Genomic DNA, 17,953 nt, shown 5'->3' on the forward strand with positions numbered 1-17,953 from the left:
CTTCAACACTTACAAACAAAAAATGCTACCCCAACAGGTAGCATTTTTTTATGAACTTATGATGGCGTTTAGAATTTGTAAGTCAAACCTACCGTATAATATGTTTGCAAATCGTTATCTACAGTGTCAAAATTAGGTTGCTCGCCAGTAAAATCTGCAGGCAATCCAGCTAAAGCATAGTTTAAAGCTTCCTGTTTGTTGCTTCTTAAAGCAAAGTCAAAACCTACACCAATTTTTTTCCAAAGTGTGTAGCTGAAGGCGTTAGTCCAGGTCCAGTTAGATAAATCTGAATCTTCGTAGCTATAGAATGCTGACAAGTTCGATTTAAAAGCAATAGCTCCAATTTGCCTGGTATAGTCGGCCACAACTTTAGCACCTAATGACGATTCAAAAACAGTATCACTATCAGCAAATACAAAGTTGTAGTTTAGCGGATGGATCACCACGATTAAATTATCCATTGGTGTCCAGGTAAAACCAACACCCAAGTCTAAATAACCTGGATCATTAAAATTATCAAGAATGGTCGTTCTGTATTCTCCTAAAGCAGAAGCAGCCCATTTAGCGTTCAGTTTTCTTCCGTATAAAGAAGACACATTGAATACATCCGTTGTTGGTCTGAAGCTATCATCATCAGTAGCATCATCTTTGTCATCAAACTTAACCCAAGCAAGGTTAACCGTTAAGGAGTTTCTCCAAAAATAGGTCTCTTCCAATTTGTTGGCATAAGCATTAAAGTTAATACCAATATTACCTGTACTGTTGTTAGGCGTTCCTTGAGAGTACCAATTGTTGAAATTGGAAAAACTGCCACCAATGACACCAAAAGCACCTTTTTTCCATCCCGGAAGTGCGTCTATTTGTTTTTGGATTGCATTTGCTTCTGCTTGTGCTGCATCAGCTACGGCTTGTTTTTCTGATTTTTGAGCTTGTAACTCTTCTTTGGTTTGTGCAAAACCAAACGTCATAGTCAACATCAAGACAAAGGTTAAAACTACTTTAGTTTTCATAATTTACGATTTTAAATTTAATGGGTTAATTTTAAAAAACGTGCAAAGATATAATATAATCGATATGACATCAAAGGGATTATGACTTCCTTTTATACAATGGTACAGAAGAGCAAGCTTCTCCATACATAATAGACCTTGCAATGGGTCTTAACTTTTGGGATAGCATAATATACGCGTTGGCTGGAACGGGTTTATGGGCACATCCTTTTATAATCAGCGGTTGATCTACAAAAGCCGCAGTATCCAAATTATGAATAACCTCCTGATAAATTGAAGATTCCAATTGTTCCAAACTTCCTATGACGATGGTTTTGGCATAGGGTTCCAAATGCACGGTGAGCAACATAAACGCCCAAGCCGGCACAATAGCATCGGACGTGCAGGTCAATGCCACATAATGGTCTTGATACTGTGCCCAGTCGTGTTGTTTTACATGCTCTCTAAAGTCTTTTTCCCGCAATACCAGTTCTTGAAACAACCATTCTTTAATATCGAGAACGGTACGTTGGCCTTTCGGGTAATAATCTTCAAGGTCTACTACCAATAATTTACTATTGGCTACTCTATTGATAATTTCATCTTCCATACCGCAAAATTAAGCTATTTATTAATGACATTCTATTTTGAAAAGGATGCAATCCTATGTCTCCATAGAGGATTATTCCTCAATTAAATTGAGGTATGACAGACGGATCCTTGTAGCCAAGTTATCGTCATAAAACAGTAAACTAAAACATTCTGTTTCCATTTTACTATTGAAATTGTCAAAGCTTTCTGAAGATTCCCTACATTATTGATAGCCTTCCGCCTGCAATTGAAATAATTGCGCATACAAGGCATTATTTGCCATCAATTCAACATGGGTGCCGATTTCTAAAACTTTGCCTTCTTCCAAAACCAAGATACGGTCCGCCTGTCTTACGGTGCTAAACCTATGCGAAATGATAATGCTGGTTTTACCTTGCGTCAAGCCTATAAAGCGTTTAAAAACATCACTTTCGGCTTTGGCATCCAATGCAGACGTAGGCTCATCTAAAATCATCACCTCGGCATCTTTCATATATGCTCTTGCCAAGGCTACTTTTTGCCATTGTCCTCCTGAGAGTTCCTGACCTTTATAAAAACGTTTACCTAATTGTTGATCGTAACCTTTCTTTAAATCTGAGATGACTTCATCAGCCAAACTCAATTGGGCGGCATTTTCAATTTTCTCCTGATTCTCCAATTGCGAAATATCGCCAATGGCAATATTTTCTCTAACCGTAAATTCATATCGGAAAAAATCTTGAAAAATTACTCCAAAAAACTCTTGATATTCATCTCTTTTATAGCGGTTAATATTGATGCCATCCAATAAAATTTCTCCTGAGGTGGGTTCGTAAAATCGCAACATCAGTTTGGTAAGGGTTGTCTTTCCTGCACCATTTTGACCCACAAACGCCATTTTTTCTCCCACTGCAATTTTAAAGCTCACACCCTTTAAAATTTCATTATCTGAATCTGGATACGAGAACCGGACATTTCTAAATTCAAATCCTGTCTGAATTTTTTCAGGTAAGGACTGATCTTCATTATATTTTGGTTCGATGGAGATGTCGATAAACTCAAAGTAGTCTTTCAAATACAGCGCACTTTCGGTAATTCTAGTAAATTTTGAAAAGAATTCCTGAAGATTACGCGTCAATCGATTAAAAGATCCTGACAAAAAGGTCAATTCTCCAAGCGTGATCACGCCAGAAATGACGCGATAAATGATAAAAATATAGGCCCCGTAATAACTAATGGTTCCTAACACATTGAACACAAAACCTAAAGCCGAACGTTTTATCGCCAGTTTTTTATTCAGTTCAAAATATTCTTCAGAGAGATTTTTAAAACGATCAACGATAAAATCAGTCAACCCAAAAAGTTTGATTTCTTTTGCGGTGACATTGTTCGCACCAATAAATCGAAGGTAATCGAGTTCGCGTCGTTCTGCCGTCCAGCCTCGGGCCAAAGAGTATTGCTGCTGACTGAACCAAATTTCATTGACGAATGACGGGATGATGCTCAGCACCAACAATATAATCAAATAGGGTTCAAAATAAATCAAACCGGCCACCAGGGTTGCTATGGAAATTAAACTCTGCACTTCGCCCAACGCGTTAGATAGGAGTCCTACTCGCCCCGCCGTTTGGACTCTAGCACGTTCCAATTTGTCATAGAATTCAGAGTCTTCTAAGAGACTGATATCTATTTGATTGGTTTTCTTAATGATGGTAACGGACGAATCGATGGAATAGGCGTCACCCAAAAGACCATCGGTTAAAGAAATGGCGCGACTCATCAAATCAGATAGTACAATTAGCCCAAATTCAATCGCTACGTATGTCCACAGTTGCGTGAGGTCTGAAGAATCGATCTTGGTTTGAAGGATGATCTCATCAATGATCAATTTCCCGACCCATAAAATTATGACGGGTAAAACCGCACCAATGAGTCGGCAAAACGCAGACAAAAGAAACAGTCTTTTATTGGTTGCCCAAATTTCCTTAAAGAAACGCGGAATAAATACCAAGGCACTAAAAGACTTTCTTAAACTTGTTTTGTCTTTATCCTTTAATGATTTGGGACTAGGTCTTGGCATTATGGGGTTTCAAGGTTCAAAAAGTGTATATTAAAATTTTCATTAGCGCCAATACACAGCTAATGGACAGTTAAAAACAGATGGGATTGCCCCATAACGGGGCATTTATGGCCACCAAAGCCCACGCCCAAAAGGTGCAGACTATATATACTAAAGACTGTCAACTGAAAACTGCAAACTGAAGGCTGCAAATTAAAAACTCCCCTATAGCATCCCCAATTCCAAACGCGCTTCTTCGCTCATGAGTTCTTGTGTCCACGGTGGATCAAAAGTGATTTCTACAACTGCAGATTTCACTTCATTTATGGATTTTACTTTTTCTTCAACTTCCAATGGCAAAGTCTCCGCTACAGGACAATTTGGTGTGGTTAAGGTCATCAGAATCTTGACATCCATATCTTCGTTGACATACACATCGTAAATCAGACCAAGTTCATAAATATCTACAGGAATCTCTGGATCGTAAATTGTTTTTATAACTCTTACTATTTTTTCGCCTAAGGCGTTCACATCTATTGTTTCACTCATTTTTTTAAAGTTTAGGAGTTAAGAGTTTAGGAGTTTAGTGGGGTTACAGATAAATAAATACCAACTAAATTTTAAAACTTCTTAGCTCAATTCAACTGTGTTTGATATGCAATTGCATACATTTTTAATTGTTTGATCATGCTCACCAATCCGTTGGCACGTGTTGGCGACAAATGTTCCTTAAGACCAATGGCATCAATAAAATCAGTATCGGCTTCAATAATATCTTTTGGATGTTGATTGGAAAATACGCGAATTAGTATCGCGATAATCCCTTTGGTAATAATCGCATCACTATCTGCTGTAAATACAACTTTGTCATCTTCCATTTCAGCATGGACCCAAACTTTACTTTGGCAGCCTTTAATGATGTTATCCTGAGTTTTGTATTGCTCATCAATCAGCGGCAAGGTTTTACCAAGATCGATCATATATTGGTAACGCTCTTCCCAATCTTCAAACATTGAAAACTCGTCAATAAGGTCTTCTTGTATGGATTTTATAGTCATTCTAAAAGTTTATACAAAGTTACGATTTATCTATTGTTTTTCAGAGCTTTTCCTTGATGCTTAACAACTTATTTAACAATGATTTGAGCTCTTTGGGTGGGTTGCCGTGATCAAATTCGCTGCTTTCAACTTCAGCCTGCTTCGTTTTAATTGTCAAACTACCAATTGCTGCCCCGTCAGAGAATCGTTTTTCAGAAGGTGCTTTTAAATTGGGCAAAGTTTTAAGGTTGAGTGCGTTTTTAAGCGCAACGAGTTCACCCCAGTCGGCCTTGGAGATAGGCCTTGTTTTAACATTACTTAAGTCGCGATTATCTGCAAAAGAAATACTGGACTGATCTACCCACAGCTTTTCGTAAAACCCTCTGGACTGTGCTTCATAAATAATGGCTAACTCCTCTTGAGCTGATGTGGAGGGTGAATCCGTATTAGTAGTATCATTTCTCTGACCGCATTGATTGGAGAACACCATCAATGCCACTATGCTTATTAGAAATTTCATAACGTATCGTTTAAAAAGTTGTGATATGAAGTGTAATTTCGGGATTATTCATGAGAATAAACACAGGTGATAATTTTTTTCTTATGCTTATCCATGAGCAACAAACTGTCGCCTTCAATTTTATAACGCTCTACCTCCTGTAATGTTTTAAGAAATAGCTGTTCAACAGATAATGTGTTGCATCCCATTTCTGTTGATTTAACAATGTTCGGTTTAAATGTGTGTTTATCAATTTCGAGGGTACCCGAAAACTTATTGCAACTTGTATTGCCTTCAATGGTATTCTCGGTAACGCTAAATACTGGATTTCTCGGAAGTTTTGAAGTGTCTAAGATATCAACCACAATCCAATAGCCATTATCTACGGTCAAGGTAGTATTGCTTTTCTCTAGGACTTCCACCAAGGAGTACGACGGTAGTTCTGCTTCCGCAGAAGTGTTATCGGTAGCGTTTTCAGACACTTTCAATTTATAAAAAAGGCCTTCCTCATATTCAAAACCTTCAATGGTGCCCGGATATGCCTGCCACGCGCCATCTTCAGTAATTTTAATTTGAAAACACTTTTCAGAGGCACCGTCAGCACACGCTATCAAAGTATTGTTAATATAGATGATTTTATCCGAGGGCACCACTTCGCAAGATGCGAGCCAAAAACAACAAAACAATAGAACAACAGACGCCAATCGCACTTTCATAGTTAAAACCTTTACAGCGGACAAAGGTCTTAATTTAAGACAAGGATCTTAAGCTAAAGATCATATAATTTTGTCAACAAAAAATGCCCCATTAAGAGGCATCTTGTTATAAAATATGTGAAGGTATTAATTTGCCATAGCGGCTCTTGGACCTCCTGCGGTAAAAATAGTACGCAATCTTGATTTCTGTCCTTTGCTGAACATGCTCATACAGGCATCATTGGTATAATCCATATAATTCATGGTCATATCAGTAGATCTACAATTAACCGTTGGATACGATGGACAGCCGTAGTTTGGTCCATCAGAAGACGGTGTATCAGCAACATAATCATCTTGTTGACATCTGCCATCACCCCAAATATGACGTAGGTTTAAATAATGTCCAATCTCGTGTGTTGTCGTTCTTCCTTTATCAAAAGGTGAAGACACATAACCTGTAGTACCAAAATAGTTAGGACCTACTACAATTCCGTCAGTTGCTGCTGGGCCTCCAGGAAATTGCGCGTAACCCAAAATACCGCCACCAATATTACAAACCCAAATGTTCAAGTGCGTTTGTGGTGTTACAGGTGGGTAAGTGCTTTTCACTTGGTCATTAGTACCCCATGATGTTTTTGAATTAACGTGTCTGAAGGTGTTGATTAGATTGAATTGCACTTCCGTATCTGCTGCAAGGCCTGCAAATTCTGAAGGAATACTATTGCTATCAGCATTTGTTTTTCTAAAATCTTGGTTTAACACTGACATTTGAGAAGCAATTTGCGCATCAGATATATTCTCATTAGAATTACTGTACACCACATGTACATACACAGGAATAGTGATCACACCTAAATTGTCATCTGGTGGTGTTGGTTCTTCTCCGCCTCCACTGCCAGGCTTGCCTTTACCAACTTGCTTAACTCTTGTTTGATATTCCACATCATACATTTTTTTGTATAAGCCAGGAGTGTCGTCCAATAATCTATTCAGGTTTGCCATTGAAAAACAATTTTTCAAATTTCCATCGGCTGATGGTTTCGCTTCTCCTGTAACGGCAATATCTGTGTACAAGCTAAAGTCACTCATATCAACACTTTCTTGCTCTTGACTTATTGCCTCCTCGTTTTTATCACAAGAAGTTAGGACTAGTGCCAAAGCAGCCATTCCTAAGAAAAATTTTTTCATATAATATATTTTTTAAGTTAAAGATTTCCCAATTTATGATTTTTAAATATTAATTATTCAGATCTATTTAATTATTTGATACTTTTTCGACAAACTACACAATACGGGCCGGTCGATAATACCCATAAAAAAACACCCTTTCGGGTGTTTCTATTACTATAACTTATTATTTATATGGATTTAGATCGGATTAAGACAGCATTAATTGAGCTTTTTGTACGGCAGTAACCAAGGCATCGATTTCATCTCTAGTATTGTAAAAAGCAAAAGATGCTCTAATTGTGCCTGGAATTTTAAAATAATCCATGATTGGTTGAGCACAATGGTGTCCTGTACGAACGGCAATTCCCATTTTATCTAGCAAGGTACCAACATCATAAGGATGGATCCCTGCTAAATTAAAAGAGATCACCGATGTTTTTTGTTTTGATGTCCCGTAAATTTTTAAGCCTGGTATGTTTAAGAGCTGGGCTGTGGCATAGTCTAACAATTCATGCTCATAAGTGGCAATCTTATCAAAACCGATGGCGTTCATATAGTCGATTGCAGCTCCAAACGCAATACCGCCACAGATATTTGGGGTACCGGCTTCAAACTTGTGTGGCAAATCGGCATAGGTGGTTTTTTCAAAGGTGACTTCAGCAATCATTTCGCCTCCACCTTGATAAGGAGGTAGTTTTTTGAGCCATTCTTCCTTGCCATATAACATTCCAACACCTGTTGGGCCGCACATTTTATGTGCTGATGCCACGTAAAAATCGACATCCAAAGCTTGTACATCAGGCTTCACATGAGGACACGCTTGCGCCCCATCAATCAGCACTGCTGCACCTACGGCATGAGCCTGTTGAATAATCTCTTCAATAGGATTTATAGTTCCTAGAGCGTTTGAAATATGATTGACAAAGACAAGTTTCGTTTTTTCTGACAGTAAATCAGCGTAAGCAGACATGACCAACGCGCCTTCATCATTCATCGGAATGACTTTTAAAATGGCACCACTGCGTTCACATAACATTTGCCAAGGCACGATATTACTATGATGCTCTAAAGCCGACACGATAATTTCATCGCCTTTTTCAAGTAGCGAGGCAAAGCCATTGGCCACCAAATTGATACCATGTGTTGTGCCTGAGGTCATGATAATTTCATGGGATGCCTTTGCGTTGAAATGCTTTTGTATTTTGAGTCGTGCTTGTTCGTATTTGTCAGTGGCTTCCTGACTTAAGGTATGAACCCCTCGGTGTATATTGGCGTTGTAGTATGAATAATACTCTACAATAGCATCAATAACCTGTTGTGGGGTTTGTGAGGTGGCAGCATTATCAAAATACACCAATGGTTTTCCATTGACTTTTCTTTGAAGGATTGGAAAATCTTTTCTTATGGTTTCTACGTTGAACATAGGTATCGTTTTTGCATAGCCCAGATTGAGGCATTTGTTGGAGCTCCTCAGAGAGAGCGACTGCCGAAAGCTGGAAATAGCTCCAAATAAAAAAAATGAAATTAACTTATGAGATTCCCTCCCGATAGCTATCGGGATCGTGGGAACTATAGATCAAACCCAATATTAACCCCTAATTTATTAGCGATAATCTTGGTAATGCGCTGCTTTATTTCTGGAATTTTAACCGAATTCATAACGTTATTACTAAAAGCAAACATCAATAAGGCTTTCGCTTCTTTTTCTGGAACACCTCTAGAACGCATGTAAAACATCGCACTTTCATCTAATTGACCAATGGTACAGCCGTGAGAACATTTAACATCATCAGCAAAAATCTCTAATTGCGGTTTGGTATTAATACTTGCTTTGTCACTCAACAAGATATTATTGTTGGCTTGAAAAGCGTTGGTTTTTTGAGCTTCTTTGTCTACCAGTACTTTCCCATTAAAAACCCCTGTACTACTGTCAGCATAAATACCTTTATAGTCTTGATGACTTTCGCAATTTGGTTCAATATGGTGCACTAAGGTGTTGTGATCTACATGTTGTTTGTTCCCAATAATGGTAATCCCCTTCATAGTAGAATCAATACGCTCTCCATTTTGATAAAAATTGAGATTATTACGGATCAGTTTTCCTCCAAAAGAGAAGGTATGTACTGAAGCAATACTTTCTTGCCTCTGATTGACAAACGTACTGTCAATTAAAGAGGCATTTTCATTATCGTTCTGGATTTTATAATAATCAACGATGGCACGTTTGTTGGCAAAAATCTCAGTAACACTATTGGTCAACACAGGATTTTGAGTCAGACTTTGATGACGCTCAATAATTTGAACGTGTGAATTTTCATCCACCACAATCAAGTTACGCGGTTGCACTAGTAATGCTGCTTCGTTTCCTGTTGAAAAATGAACGATCTGTATTGGTTTGGCTACCAATTTGTTTTTAGGAATGTGGATATATGCACCTTCTTGAGAAAAGGCCGTATTCAAAGACGATAAGCTATCTTTTGTAGCCACTTTATTGAAATAATTTTCAATAATCAATCTGTATTTAGGCTTTGTCAATGCTGATGACATCAAACATACATCAATACCATCATGCGTGGTTTCAGAGAGGTGTGACGAATATTTTCCATCGATAAAGACAATCTTATAGGTGTCAATATCGTGAATGAAATATTTTTTAATATCATTATAATCTATATGATTCTCGCGTTTTGGGAATACGCTATAATCGTGCTTTAAAACACTGTTTAAAGACGTGTATTTCCAAGCTTCATCACGTTTGGATGGAAACCCTTGAGCTTCAAATTCTTTTATCGCTTCACTACGCACATCATGTACTGGCAAATCGATATCCACTAGATTTTCGAATGCCATGAATGAGGCTATGAGTTTTTCTTTTAATTCCATTCTGTAAGGTTTCAAGTTTCTTTTGTTTCATGTTTCAAGTTGATTATGGCTTTATAATCATTTGAATTTGTTTCCTTTGAAATCTTGTTTGTTTAAATATGTTATAAAATTGGAAATTCGTTTACTGAGTTGTTCATATTCAAGAACTAATCTCTCCAACGTATCAGTTGTAATGTATCCGTAGTCAAATACGCGATACAATTGAGATCTCGTTTCTCCTGCTGAACCTTTTGCTACGGATAGAAACTGTCTAAATTCCAAATTCCCATCACGTTCAAAACCTTCTGCAATATTGTCCATTACTGAACCTGAACTGCCTTTTAGTTGATCTCTCAGTTTAAAATCATTTTTCAATTCCGTTGATAAAACGATTTCCTTTATCTCGTTAGATAATTTTCGTGCCTCTTGCCAAATTTCTAAATCTTCAAACTTTTTTATGGTTGCCATAACCTGAAACTTTAAACAAGAAACCTTTCAAACTAACTATGCGTTCACTTCTTCCTTAATCCAGTCGTAGCCTTTTTCTTCAAGCTCATGTGCCAATTCTTTACCACCAGATTTCACAATACGTCCTTCAAACAATACATGTACAAAATCAGGGACAATATGATCTAACAAACGTTGGTAGTGCGTAATGACAATAACTGCATTATCTTTACTTCTCAATTTGTTGACGCCTTTAGCTACAATACGTAAGGCATCAATATCCAAACCAGAATCAGTTTCATCGAGGATTGCTAATTTTGGCTCCAACATTGCCATTTGGAAGATTTCGTTACGCTTCTTTTCTCCACCTGAAAAACCTTCGTTTAGGGATCTGGATAAAAATTTACGGTCAATCTCTAGCATTTCAGATTTTTCCCGAATCATTTTCAGCATTTCATTAGCTGGCATATCAGGAAGACCGTTGGCTTTACGGGTTGCATTGATAGCTGTTTTCATGAAGTTGGTCACTGATACACCAGGAATTTCAACAGGATATTGAAATGACAAGAAAATCCCTTTGTGAGCACGTTCTTCTGGCGCCAGCTCATCAATATTTTCATTCTCCAAAAGGATTTCTCCTTCGGTCACTTCATATTCATCTTTACCCGCTATAACAGATGCCAAGGTGCTTTTTCCAGAACCGTTTGGCCCCATAATGGCATGCACCTCGCCCGCTTTTACTTCTAAATTAATGCCTCTTAAGATGGCTTTATCTTCAACACTTGCGTGTAAATTATTAATTTTCAACATATGATTTAACTTTCAATTATTACCCCGACAACTTCCGGGACCACCTCCTAAAGGTTGACTTTCAGAAATGAACTATTTTATTTTATAAATTTGTACGACTCTTTATGACGAAAATGTGAGATTACCCAACAGATCCTTCCAAACTGATCTCCAACAATTTTTGCGCTTCTACCGCAAATTCCATTGGGAGTTTATTTAATACTTCTTTACTAAAGCCGTTAACAATTAACGCAATTGCCTTTTCAGTATCAATGCCCCGCTGATTACAGTAAAAAATCTGGTCTTCACCAATTTTACTGGTGGTTGCCTCGTGCTCTATAATGGACGATTTGTTTTTCACTTCAATGTATGGAAACGTATGTGCGCCGCAATCATTCCCCATCAGCAAACTATCACACTGCGAGAAATTACGCGCATTCTCAGCTCTTGCACTGATTTGAACCAAACCTCTATACGAGTTTTGGGATTTACCAGCTGAAATACCTTTTGAAATAATGGTCGATTTGGTGTTTTTACCTAAATGGATCATTTTTGTTCCTGTATCTGCCTGTTGGAAATTATTGGTAACTGCAATGGAATAAAATTCTCCTACTGAATTGTCGCCTTTTAAAATACAACTTGGATATTTCCAGGTAATTGCGGAACCTGTTTCTACTTGTGTCCAAGAGATTTTAGCGTTTTTCTCACACAATCCTCTTTTGGTCACAAAGTTAAAAACACCACCTTTACCTTCTGAATTTCCTGGGTACCAGTTTTGAACAGTTGAGTATTTGATCTCAGCATCATCCATGGCAATCAATTCTACCACAGCAGCATGCAGTTGATTTTCATCTCTACTTGGTGCGGTACATCCTTCCAAATAACTTACATAACTCCCTTCATCAGCAACAACAAGCGTTCTTTCAAACTGACCCGTGTTGGCTTGATTGATTCGGAAATAAGTTGACAACTCCATTGGGCAACGTACGCCTTTAGGAATGTAGCAGAAACTACCATCACTAAAAACAGCAGAGTTTAAGGCTGCATAAAAATTGTCTTTTTGCGGTACCACAGTACCAATATATTTTCTTACAAGTTCAGGATATTCTTTGATGGCCTCACTCATAGAACAGAAAATAATCCCTTTCTCGTTCAAGGTTTTCTTAAAGGTTGTCGCTACTGAAACGGAGTCAATAACCACGTCCATCGCCACACCCGCCAATGCTTTTTGTTCATCAAGGGAAATTCCGAGTTTTTTAAACGTTTCCAATAATTCTGGATCCACCTCATCCAAACTGTCATATTTGGGTTTTGTGTTGGGTGCAGAATAGTAAGAAATGGATTGAAAGTCTGGTTTTACGTACTTCACGTTTGCCCATTCTGGCTCAATCATCTTTTCCCATGCACGGAACGCTTCCAGCCGCCAGTCTGTCATCCATTGTGGTTCTTCTTTTTTCAATGAAATGGCGCGAACGACATCTTCATTTAAACCGATTGGAAATGTATCAGACTCAATATCTGTGTAAAAACCGTATTCGTATTCTTTGGTTTTTAATTCTTCTCTTAAATCGTCTTCTGTGTATTTCGTCATTATCATTTATCTAAAAAATCTAAAAAGCTAAAATCCATGTTCGATCAACACTTTTTATGATTTAATTTATTTTCTTTTTCCAATTGTTTCAAGTATTGCTTAGAAATTCCTAAGACATCATTTCTGTGGTTACAACGAAAACGATTCCCCACATCCGCAGGTGCGATTGGCATTTGGATTGTTAAAAACAAAGCCTGCACCGTTCAACCCTCCTGAATATTCAAGGGTTGTACCAATGAGGTATAAAAAGCTTTTTTTGTCGACAATAATTCTAACCCCATTATCTTCAAAAACCTTATCCTCATTTTCTTGTGATTTGTCAAATTTCAAATCATATGATAAACCCGAACATCCACCACTTTTCACACCAACGCGTACAAAGTCGGTTAACGAGTTGTAGCCTTCTTCAGTCATCAGTTCAACGACCTTCTTTTTAGCTGTTTCAGATACTTTTATCATGCGTTATATAGATTATTTCTAAATAGACCACAAATATACAACTTAAGAAGTGTATAACCATACAACCTAACATTATATTAGTAAATGGCACTATAGGGTAATACAGGTACTGGCTTTCATAATTTTGTGATAAAAACGCTTGTATTACTGGGCTAATTAATAAATTTGCAATATGATAGAAGATAAAAACCAACAACGCACGGCCTTGTCTGATTTAGGCGAATTTGGACTGATAGACCATTTGACTAAACATTTTCAAATTACGCAAAAATCGACCGTCAAAGGCATCGGTGATGATGCGGCTGTTTTAGATTTTAAATCCAAACAAATCGTCGTTACAACGGACTTATTGGTAGAGCATGTCCATTTTGATTTAAGTTATATGCCACTGAAGCATTTGGGCTACAAAGCCATTATGGTCAATTTATCTGATGTTTATGCTATGAATGCCACAGCCACGCAGGTTACAATAGCTATTGCCGTATCCAACAGGTTCCCATTAGAGGCTATTGAAGAATTGTATACTGGCTTTGAAGCTGCTGCCCACATGTATGGAGTGGATATTGTTGGTGGAGACACCACATCTTCCACTACCGGATTGATCATTTCAGTGACGGCTATTGGCGAGGTGGATAAAAAGGATGTGGTATATAGAAGCGGTGCAAAACCTAATGATCTCCTTGTTGTAACTGGCGATTTAGGCGCTGCTTATATGGGCTTCCAAGTCCTACAAAGAGAAAAAGAAGTGTTTAAGGTCAACCCCAACAATCAGCCCGATTTGGATCCGTACACCTATATTGTTGAAAGACAACTCAAGCCTGAAGCGCGAAAAGATATTGTGAAGTTGCTTAAAGATTTACAAGTAAAGCCAACATCTATGATTGATATTAGTGATGGGCTTTCTTCAGAAATCATTCATTTGTGTAAACAGAGTGATGTTGGGGCAGAATTGTACGAAAATAAAATTCCTTTGGATCCACAAGTTATTTCCACCTGTGAAGAGTTTAATCTGGACAGTACCACTATTGCCTTGAATGGTGGGGAAGATTATGAATTATTAATGACCATTTCTCAAGAAGATTTTCCTAAAATTAAGGGCAACCCTAATTTAACGGTTATCGGCTATATGACTGAAAAAGAAAAAGGGATGCATTTGGTAACCCGCGGCGAAACGCTTGTGCCATTAATAGCAAAAGGCTGGAACGCACTAAAAGATCAATAAGCGTTCGTTTTACGTTTCCTGCGCTTGTTGTAAAGCGACTTCAATTCCTGATTGATTTCGCGCCTTTTCTCGGTCAACGGGACTAGTTCCCCTTGATCGCTAGTGGTGCACTGTGTGCCGCAATGTAAACAGGTGTATTCCTTAACGAACTTCGTAATGTCGTTTTTTACGACGAATTGGTGATTAAATAATCTGCAATATAAATTTTTCAAAACTCATGCTTTTAGAATATCCAACATGGTAATCAAAACGAATGAAATCCGAAAAAATTATGTGTTAATATTCTACTAAAACAGCCTTTTAAAATAAGTCAATCAGACTCAGGTTGTCTTTCAAAACATATAGGCAGTTTTCAATACCGTTTGCTCTGTTTGGCGGAATTTATCTTTGGTTTTACCCATGCTTAAACACAAATTATTTAGTAGCCAGAAGCACTGAAGACAGGCGACCCTGAACGTTCACGTTTGCGCATATACATATTTTCTAATATGGAATTTATTTCTCTGAACTTTGGGGTTAATTCGGTCAAGTCGCCATCACTATTGGTAGTCAATTGTTTTTTGCAACAGGCACAAGTATATTCATTGACATGCGAAGTTACTTTTTTAGACACGTGATACTGATGACCAAAGAGATGACAGTAGAGCTTCCGTGGACGGGGTGCTTTTTTGTGTATTTTCATGGTTCTGTAGGTTAAGGAGGTCTAACTTACTGAAAATTACCATAATTGACGCTAAAGCACTCTATATTTCGACAAAACGCAATAAATTGTAAGTCAATTCTTTCTTATTTTCAATATGCGACATATGTCCGTCCGGAAAATCAATAATTTCAACTCCCAAGTCTTCCAATTGTGGTCGCAGGCTGTCATAGTTTAAAACAGGATCTTTACGGCCAAGAATCGCTAATTTTGGCAGTGCTAGTTGTTTAAGCCACATACTTCTGTCCTTCCTTATTTTCATTCCTTCAAGAGCGGCCACAATCCCTTGTATAGGTAAATCCATGGCAATCATTTTAATAATCTCTATTTCTCCGTCAAAGCGTTCCTTATTATCGGGACTAAATAAATTGGCAATGGACATCCGGATGAAATTCTTGTGATTGTATTTTACAGCCTCAACAGCCCGATCTCTGTTGATTTGCTTTTCTGATGAATCGGGAAATGGCGATGAATTCATCAAACACAGTTTCTCTACTCTTTCTGGATGTGCTTCAGCAAGCGCCAAGGCCACATAACCGCCCATAGAATGGCCTATGATTATCGATTTTTCAATCTTCAAATGATTTAAGACAAATAGTACAGCATCGGCCATCATCTCCATAGTATGGATATACCCCAAACAACCGGTGGCACCGTGCCCCAATAAATCTATAGAAATAACTCGAGAGTTCTGGGCAATTGCCGGAATCAACTCCTGCCACATTACTGAAGTCTCTAGAAAGCCATGAAGTAAAACTACGGGGGTTCCCTGACCTTGTTCCTCGTAAAAAACTGGGATATCTTTGTATTCTAATATCATATTTAATCTATATTCGGCAAATATATGTTTTAGTCTTTGGTTGACCCTAATGGGTTGGCTATCAAAATAAAATTATATACTATGAATAAAACCAAGGACATCTTTATTACCGGTTTCGCCCTATTTTCAATGTTTTTTGGAGCTGGAAACTTAATATTGCCACCCTTTTTAGGATATCAGGCCGGAGAAGCATGGTTATTGGTCACCATTGGTTTTGTCATTACTGCGGTTATTATTCCAATTTTAGGCATCGTTGCACATGCTAAATTACAAGGCACGATGTACGATTTCGGAAAAAAAGTGTCGCCAATTTTCAGTATCATTTATTGTTTTATAGTGTACGGCATTTGCTTGCTGCTTCCCGGCCCAAGAACAGCTTCTGTAACTCATGAAATGGCCATTGCCCCATTTTTCAATAGCAGCAGCCTCTTAACCAGTACCATCTATTTTATCCTGGTATTTATTTTTGTGATGAATCGGTCCAAAGTCTTAGACTTGTTGGGTAAATATCTTACGCCCATCATCATTGTCATATTAATGGCGATTATAGGAATTGCCATATTCTCATCGGCTGGTGTTGTCCAACCCACACAATTCAGCACACCAATTGTTGATGGCATTCTAGAAGGCTACCAAACTTTTGATGCCATTGCAGCCATGGTTGTGGGCGCCGTGTTGATCATCTCTATTAATTTGAGAAATTCCAGCCCTGCAGCAGAAAAGCAAAAACTCATCTTTAAATCAGGACTATTAGCTGGTTTTGGATTGTTTATCATCTATACAGGCCTTATTTTAATTGGGTCATTGCACAATTCAGAATTTCCAGATGATGTCTCAAGATCCGCATTGTTACTCGGTTTGGGCAATAAAACCTTAGGAGCTTCGGGTGCCGGTTTATTGAGCATTTTAATTGCCTTGGCATGTTTTACCACTGCCGTGGGAATTGTAACCGGTACAGCAGATTATGTAAAGGGCCTGTTTAATAATTCCAAAACCGTATACACCATCACGGCCATTATTGGGAGTCTAATGGGTATTGTCATGGGACAATTTGACGTCAAGTACATTATAGATGTGGCCATTCCTGCTCTTATGTTTATCTATCCCATCACGATTATCTTGATTTTATTGAATGTCATCCCCGAAAAATGGGCCTCAGCACTTGTTTTTAGAGGCGTGGTCATCACCGCCTTTATCTTTAGCATTCCAGATTTTTTGAAGATTTTGATGCCTTCTGAAAACTTAGATCGTATTATTGGCACCATCCCCTTAGGACCTTATAATTTAGGTTGGATTATCCCATCCCTTTTTATGTTCATCATACTTAATATGTATAGGCATTTTAATCCTTCAAGCGTTTCATAACAGAAAACGCACGGTCTACCACTTCGTCCTCTACCAAAATAGTAAATTCATTAGTTGTTGAGACTACTTCATAAAGTGCGATGCCTTCCCACGCCAAACGCTTAAATATTTGATAATATAGGCCTGTCACCTTACTGTTGTCTGACGGTAAACTGATAGTGATTGCAGAGAGCTCCGCTTTTTCTCCAATTAAAAGTTCATATTGAAAACTTTTTAAGACGTTAAATCTTTGCGAGGATGAAATAATGATATTGCTTTCGTGGATACCCCGCGTAAAAGCATAAAATACGTTAGAAAGTCCATCCATTTCGCGCATTATTTTAGAATGGCTATGGATTAAGGTCTTGGAGTTCTGAAACGTAAAATCAGTGAGATTGGAACGTACCGTAATATCCCCCAAATTTTGCATGACGCGTTTGAGCTTTCTTGAACTTCCAAAGTCCACAGGCGCTTGGTACCGCCGCAATGCCATCATAACCGCCCCTGCTTTTACGGGTTTTTTGAGCAGTTCACCAATAGGCACTACCAGTTCTTCCGCAAGGGCTGAATAGTTGATGATGCCTCGAGATAAGGCCTCTTCCAAGAAGGGTTGCGCAATTAAAATTTCCTGTACACAAGCGGCAATAGTTCTCATTTGTTAATTATATAACATTTTGTGCAAAATTAGTCAAAATTT

The 17,953-nt window shown here is 38.0% G+C and carries 19 protein-coding genes; 2 read left to right on the forward strand and 17 right to left on the reverse strand.

Translation table 11 applies throughout. From position 1 onward, the window contains the following. Nucleotides 1-68: 68 nt before the first annotated feature. From JEM65_RS02110 to JEM65_RS02175, 14 genes are all read right to left on the reverse strand, one after another. Nucleotides 69-1,010 carry a DUF3078 domain-containing protein gene (locus JEM65_RS02110; protein ID WP_199596902.1) on the reverse strand — a complete coding sequence of 314 codons (942 nt, stop codon included), beginning with the start codon at nucleotides 1,008-1,010 and terminating at the stop codon, nucleotides 69-71. Nucleotides 1,011-1,089: 79 nt separating this feature from the next. Beyond that, nucleotides 1,090-1,599, reverse strand: coding sequence for a DUF2480 family protein (locus JEM65_RS02115; protein WP_199596903.1), 510 nt, complete (start codon nucleotides 1,597-1,599; stop codon nucleotides 1,090-1,092). Nucleotides 1,600-1,803: 204 nt separating this feature from the next. Then, a complete protein-coding gene (locus JEM65_RS02120) occupies nucleotides 1,804-3,639 on the reverse strand; it encodes an ABC transporter ATP-binding protein (RefSeq protein ID WP_199596904.1) in 1,836 nt (611 codons plus the stop codon). Between the two features lie 204 nt (nucleotides 3,640-3,843). Continuing rightward, nucleotides 3,844-4,167 (reverse strand): iron-sulfur cluster assembly protein, encoded by a 324-nt coding sequence (locus tag JEM65_RS02125; protein ID WP_146891890.1) that lies wholly within the window; start codon nucleotides 4,165-4,167, stop codon nucleotides 3,844-3,846. An 86-nt stretch (nucleotides 4,168-4,253) separates the two neighbouring features. Then, on the reverse strand, nucleotides 4,254-4,676 hold the full coding sequence (locus tag JEM65_RS02130) for a SufE family protein (protein WP_199596905.1): 423 nt from the start codon (nucleotides 4,674-4,676) through the stop codon (nucleotides 4,254-4,256). 40 nt (nucleotides 4,677-4,716) lie between these two features. Then, nucleotides 4,717-5,175 carry a hypothetical protein gene (locus JEM65_RS02135; RefSeq protein ID WP_199596906.1) on the reverse strand — a complete coding sequence of 153 codons (459 nt, stop codon included), beginning with the start codon at nucleotides 5,173-5,175 and terminating at the stop codon, nucleotides 4,717-4,719. Between the two features lie 44 nt (nucleotides 5,176-5,219). Next, on the reverse strand, nucleotides 5,220-5,870 hold the full coding sequence (locus JEM65_RS02140) for an META domain-containing protein (RefSeq protein ID WP_199596907.1): 651 nt from the start codon (nucleotides 5,868-5,870) through the stop codon (nucleotides 5,220-5,222). A gap of 126 nt (nucleotides 5,871-5,996) precedes the next feature. Next, nucleotides 5,997-7,040 (reverse strand): zinc metalloprotease, encoded by a 1,044-nt coding sequence (locus tag JEM65_RS02145; RefSeq protein WP_199596908.1) that lies wholly within the window; start codon nucleotides 7,038-7,040, stop codon nucleotides 5,997-5,999. A gap of 190 nt (nucleotides 7,041-7,230) precedes the next feature. Then, on the reverse strand, nucleotides 7,231-8,445 hold the full coding sequence (locus JEM65_RS02150) for an aminotransferase class V-fold PLP-dependent enzyme (protein WP_199596909.1): 1,215 nt from the start codon (nucleotides 8,443-8,445) through the stop codon (nucleotides 7,231-7,233). A 146-nt stretch (nucleotides 8,446-8,591) separates the two neighbouring features. Further along, entirely contained in the window at nucleotides 8,592-9,905 is a 1,314-nt protein-coding gene (gene sufD, locus JEM65_RS02155) for a Fe-S cluster assembly protein SufD (RefSeq protein WP_199596910.1), read from the reverse strand. 57 nt (nucleotides 9,906-9,962) lie between these two features. Next, nucleotides 9,963-10,352: a four helix bundle protein gene (locus tag JEM65_RS02160; RefSeq protein WP_199596911.1), complete on the reverse strand. Its 390-nt coding sequence runs from the start codon at nucleotides 10,350-10,352 to the stop codon at nucleotides 9,963-9,965. A gap of 36 nt (nucleotides 10,353-10,388) precedes the next feature. After that, complete coding sequence (gene sufC, locus JEM65_RS02165; protein WP_199596912.1) at nucleotides 10,389-11,141, reverse strand: Fe-S cluster assembly ATPase SufC; 753 nt, start codon at nucleotides 11,139-11,141, stop codon at nucleotides 10,389-10,391. 121 nt (nucleotides 11,142-11,262) lie between these two features. Then, nucleotides 11,263-12,711 carry a Fe-S cluster assembly protein SufB gene (sufB, locus tag JEM65_RS02170; protein WP_199596913.1) on the reverse strand — a complete coding sequence of 483 codons (1,449 nt, stop codon included), beginning with the start codon at nucleotides 12,709-12,711 and terminating at the stop codon, nucleotides 11,263-11,265. A 129-nt stretch (nucleotides 12,712-12,840) separates the two neighbouring features. Continuing rightward, nucleotides 12,841-13,170, reverse strand: coding sequence for a HesB/IscA family protein (locus JEM65_RS02175; RefSeq protein ID WP_199596914.1), 330 nt, complete (start codon nucleotides 13,168-13,170; stop codon nucleotides 12,841-12,843). Between the two features lie 172 nt (nucleotides 13,171-13,342). Between JEM65_RS02175 and thiL the strand changes: the two genes are divergently transcribed. Beyond that, entirely contained in the window at nucleotides 13,343-14,392 is a 1,050-nt protein-coding gene (gene thiL / locus JEM65_RS02180) for a thiamine-phosphate kinase (RefSeq protein WP_199596915.1), read from the forward strand. 418 nt (nucleotides 14,393-14,810) lie between these two features. Here the strand turns inward: thiL and JEM65_RS02185 are convergent, their stop codons facing one another. Together JEM65_RS02185 and JEM65_RS02190 are read right to left on the reverse strand one after the other, a co-directional pair. Further along, a complete protein-coding gene (locus JEM65_RS02185; protein WP_199596916.1) occupies nucleotides 14,811-15,074 on the reverse strand; it encodes a hypothetical protein in 264 nt (87 codons plus the stop codon). A 61-nt stretch (nucleotides 15,075-15,135) separates the two neighbouring features. After that, the gene (locus JEM65_RS02190; RefSeq protein ID WP_199596917.1) at nucleotides 15,136-15,912 is read right to left on the reverse strand and encodes an alpha/beta fold hydrolase; all 777 of its coding nucleotides are present in this window, start codon (nucleotides 15,910-15,912) and stop codon (nucleotides 15,136-15,138) included. Nucleotides 15,913-15,993: 81 nt separating this feature from the next. On the opposite strand from JEM65_RS02190, the gene brnQ reads away from it, so the two are divergent. Then, entirely contained in the window at nucleotides 15,994-17,277 is a 1,284-nt protein-coding gene (brnQ, locus tag JEM65_RS02195; protein WP_199596918.1) for a branched-chain amino acid transport system II carrier protein, read from the forward strand. On the opposite strand, the gene JEM65_RS02200 is transcribed toward brnQ, so the two are convergent. Then, nucleotides 17,255-17,911 (reverse strand): hypothetical protein, encoded by a 657-nt coding sequence (locus JEM65_RS02200; RefSeq protein WP_199596919.1) that lies wholly within the window; start codon nucleotides 17,909-17,911, stop codon nucleotides 17,255-17,257. The two genes, brnQ and JEM65_RS02200, sit on opposite strands and share 23 nt — an antisense overlap. Nucleotides 17,912-17,953 lie beyond the last annotated feature (42 nt).

Origin of the sequence: Gelidibacter salicanalis (assembly GCF_016469035.1) — a bacterium.
GTDB classification, from domain to species: domain Bacteria; phylum Bacteroidota; class Bacteroidia; order Flavobacteriales; family Flavobacteriaceae; genus Gelidibacter; species Gelidibacter salicanalis_A.

Excerpts from the sequence above, each read along its gene's own strand:
- JEM65_RS02130 (WP_199596905.1), bottom strand. The coding sequence starts at position 4,676 with ATGACTATAAAATCCATACAAGAAGACCTTATTGACGAGTTTTCAATG.
- JEM65_RS02145 (WP_199596908.1), bottom strand. The coding sequence starts at position 7,040 with ATGAAAAAATTTTTCTTAGGAATGGCTGCTTTGGCACTAGTCCTAACT.
- JEM65_RS02175 (WP_199596914.1), bottom strand. The coding sequence starts at position 13,170 with ATGATAAAAGTATCTGAAACAGCTAAAAAGAAGGTCGTTGAACTGATG.
- JEM65_RS02185 (WP_199596916.1), bottom strand. The coding sequence starts at position 15,074 with ATGAAAATACACAAAAAAGCACCCCGTCCACGGAAGCTCTACTGTCAT.
- JEM65_RS02200 (WP_199596919.1), bottom strand. The coding sequence starts at position 17,911 with ATGAGAACTATTGCCGCTTGTGTACAGGAAATTTTAATTGCGCAACCC.
- JEM65_RS02115 (WP_199596903.1), bottom strand. The coding sequence starts at position 1,599 with ATGGAAGATGAAATTATCAATAGAGTAGCCAATAGTAAATTATTGGTA.
- sufB (WP_199596913.1), bottom strand. The coding sequence starts at position 12,711 with ATGACGAAATACACAGAAGACGATTTAAGAGAAGAATTAAAAACCAAA.
- JEM65_RS02135 (WP_199596906.1), bottom strand. The coding sequence starts at position 5,175 with ATGAAATTTCTAATAAGCATAGTGGCATTGATGGTGTTCTCCAATCAA.
- JEM65_RS02140 (WP_199596907.1), bottom strand. The coding sequence starts at position 5,870 with ATGAAAGTGCGATTGGCGTCTGTTGTTCTATTGTTTTGTTGTTTTTGG.
- JEM65_RS02120 (WP_199596904.1), bottom strand. The coding sequence starts at position 3,639 with ATGCCAAGACCTAGTCCCAAATCATTAAAGGATAAAGACAAAACAAGT.
- JEM65_RS02125 (WP_146891890.1), bottom strand. The coding sequence starts at position 4,167 with ATGAGTGAAACAATAGATGTGAACGCCTTAGGCGAAAAAATAGTAAGA.
- JEM65_RS02160 (WP_199596911.1), bottom strand. The coding sequence starts at position 10,352 with ATGGCAACCATAAAAAAGTTTGAAGATTTAGAAATTTGGCAAGAGGCA.
- JEM65_RS02150 (WP_199596909.1), bottom strand. The coding sequence starts at position 8,445 with ATGTTCAACGTAGAAACCATAAGAAAAGATTTTCCAATCCTTCAAAGA.
- brnQ (WP_199596918.1), top strand. The coding sequence starts at position 15,994 with ATGAATAAAACCAAGGACATCTTTATTACCGGTTTCGCCCTATTTTCA.
- JEM65_RS02110 (WP_199596902.1), bottom strand. The coding sequence starts at position 1,010 with ATGAAAACTAAAGTAGTTTTAACCTTTGTCTTGATGTTGACTATGACG.
- JEM65_RS02190 (WP_199596917.1), bottom strand. The coding sequence starts at position 15,912 with ATGATATTAGAATACAAAGATATCCCAGTTTTTTACGAGGAACAAGGT.
- thiL (WP_199596915.1), top strand. The coding sequence starts at position 13,343 with ATGATAGAAGATAAAAACCAACAACGCACGGCCTTGTCTGATTTAGGC.
- sufC (WP_199596912.1), bottom strand. The coding sequence starts at position 11,141 with ATGTTGAAAATTAATAATTTACACGCAAGTGTTGAAGATAAAGCCATC.
- sufD (WP_199596910.1), bottom strand. The coding sequence starts at position 9,905 with ATGGAATTAAAAGAAAAACTCATAGCCTCATTCATGGCATTCGAAAAT.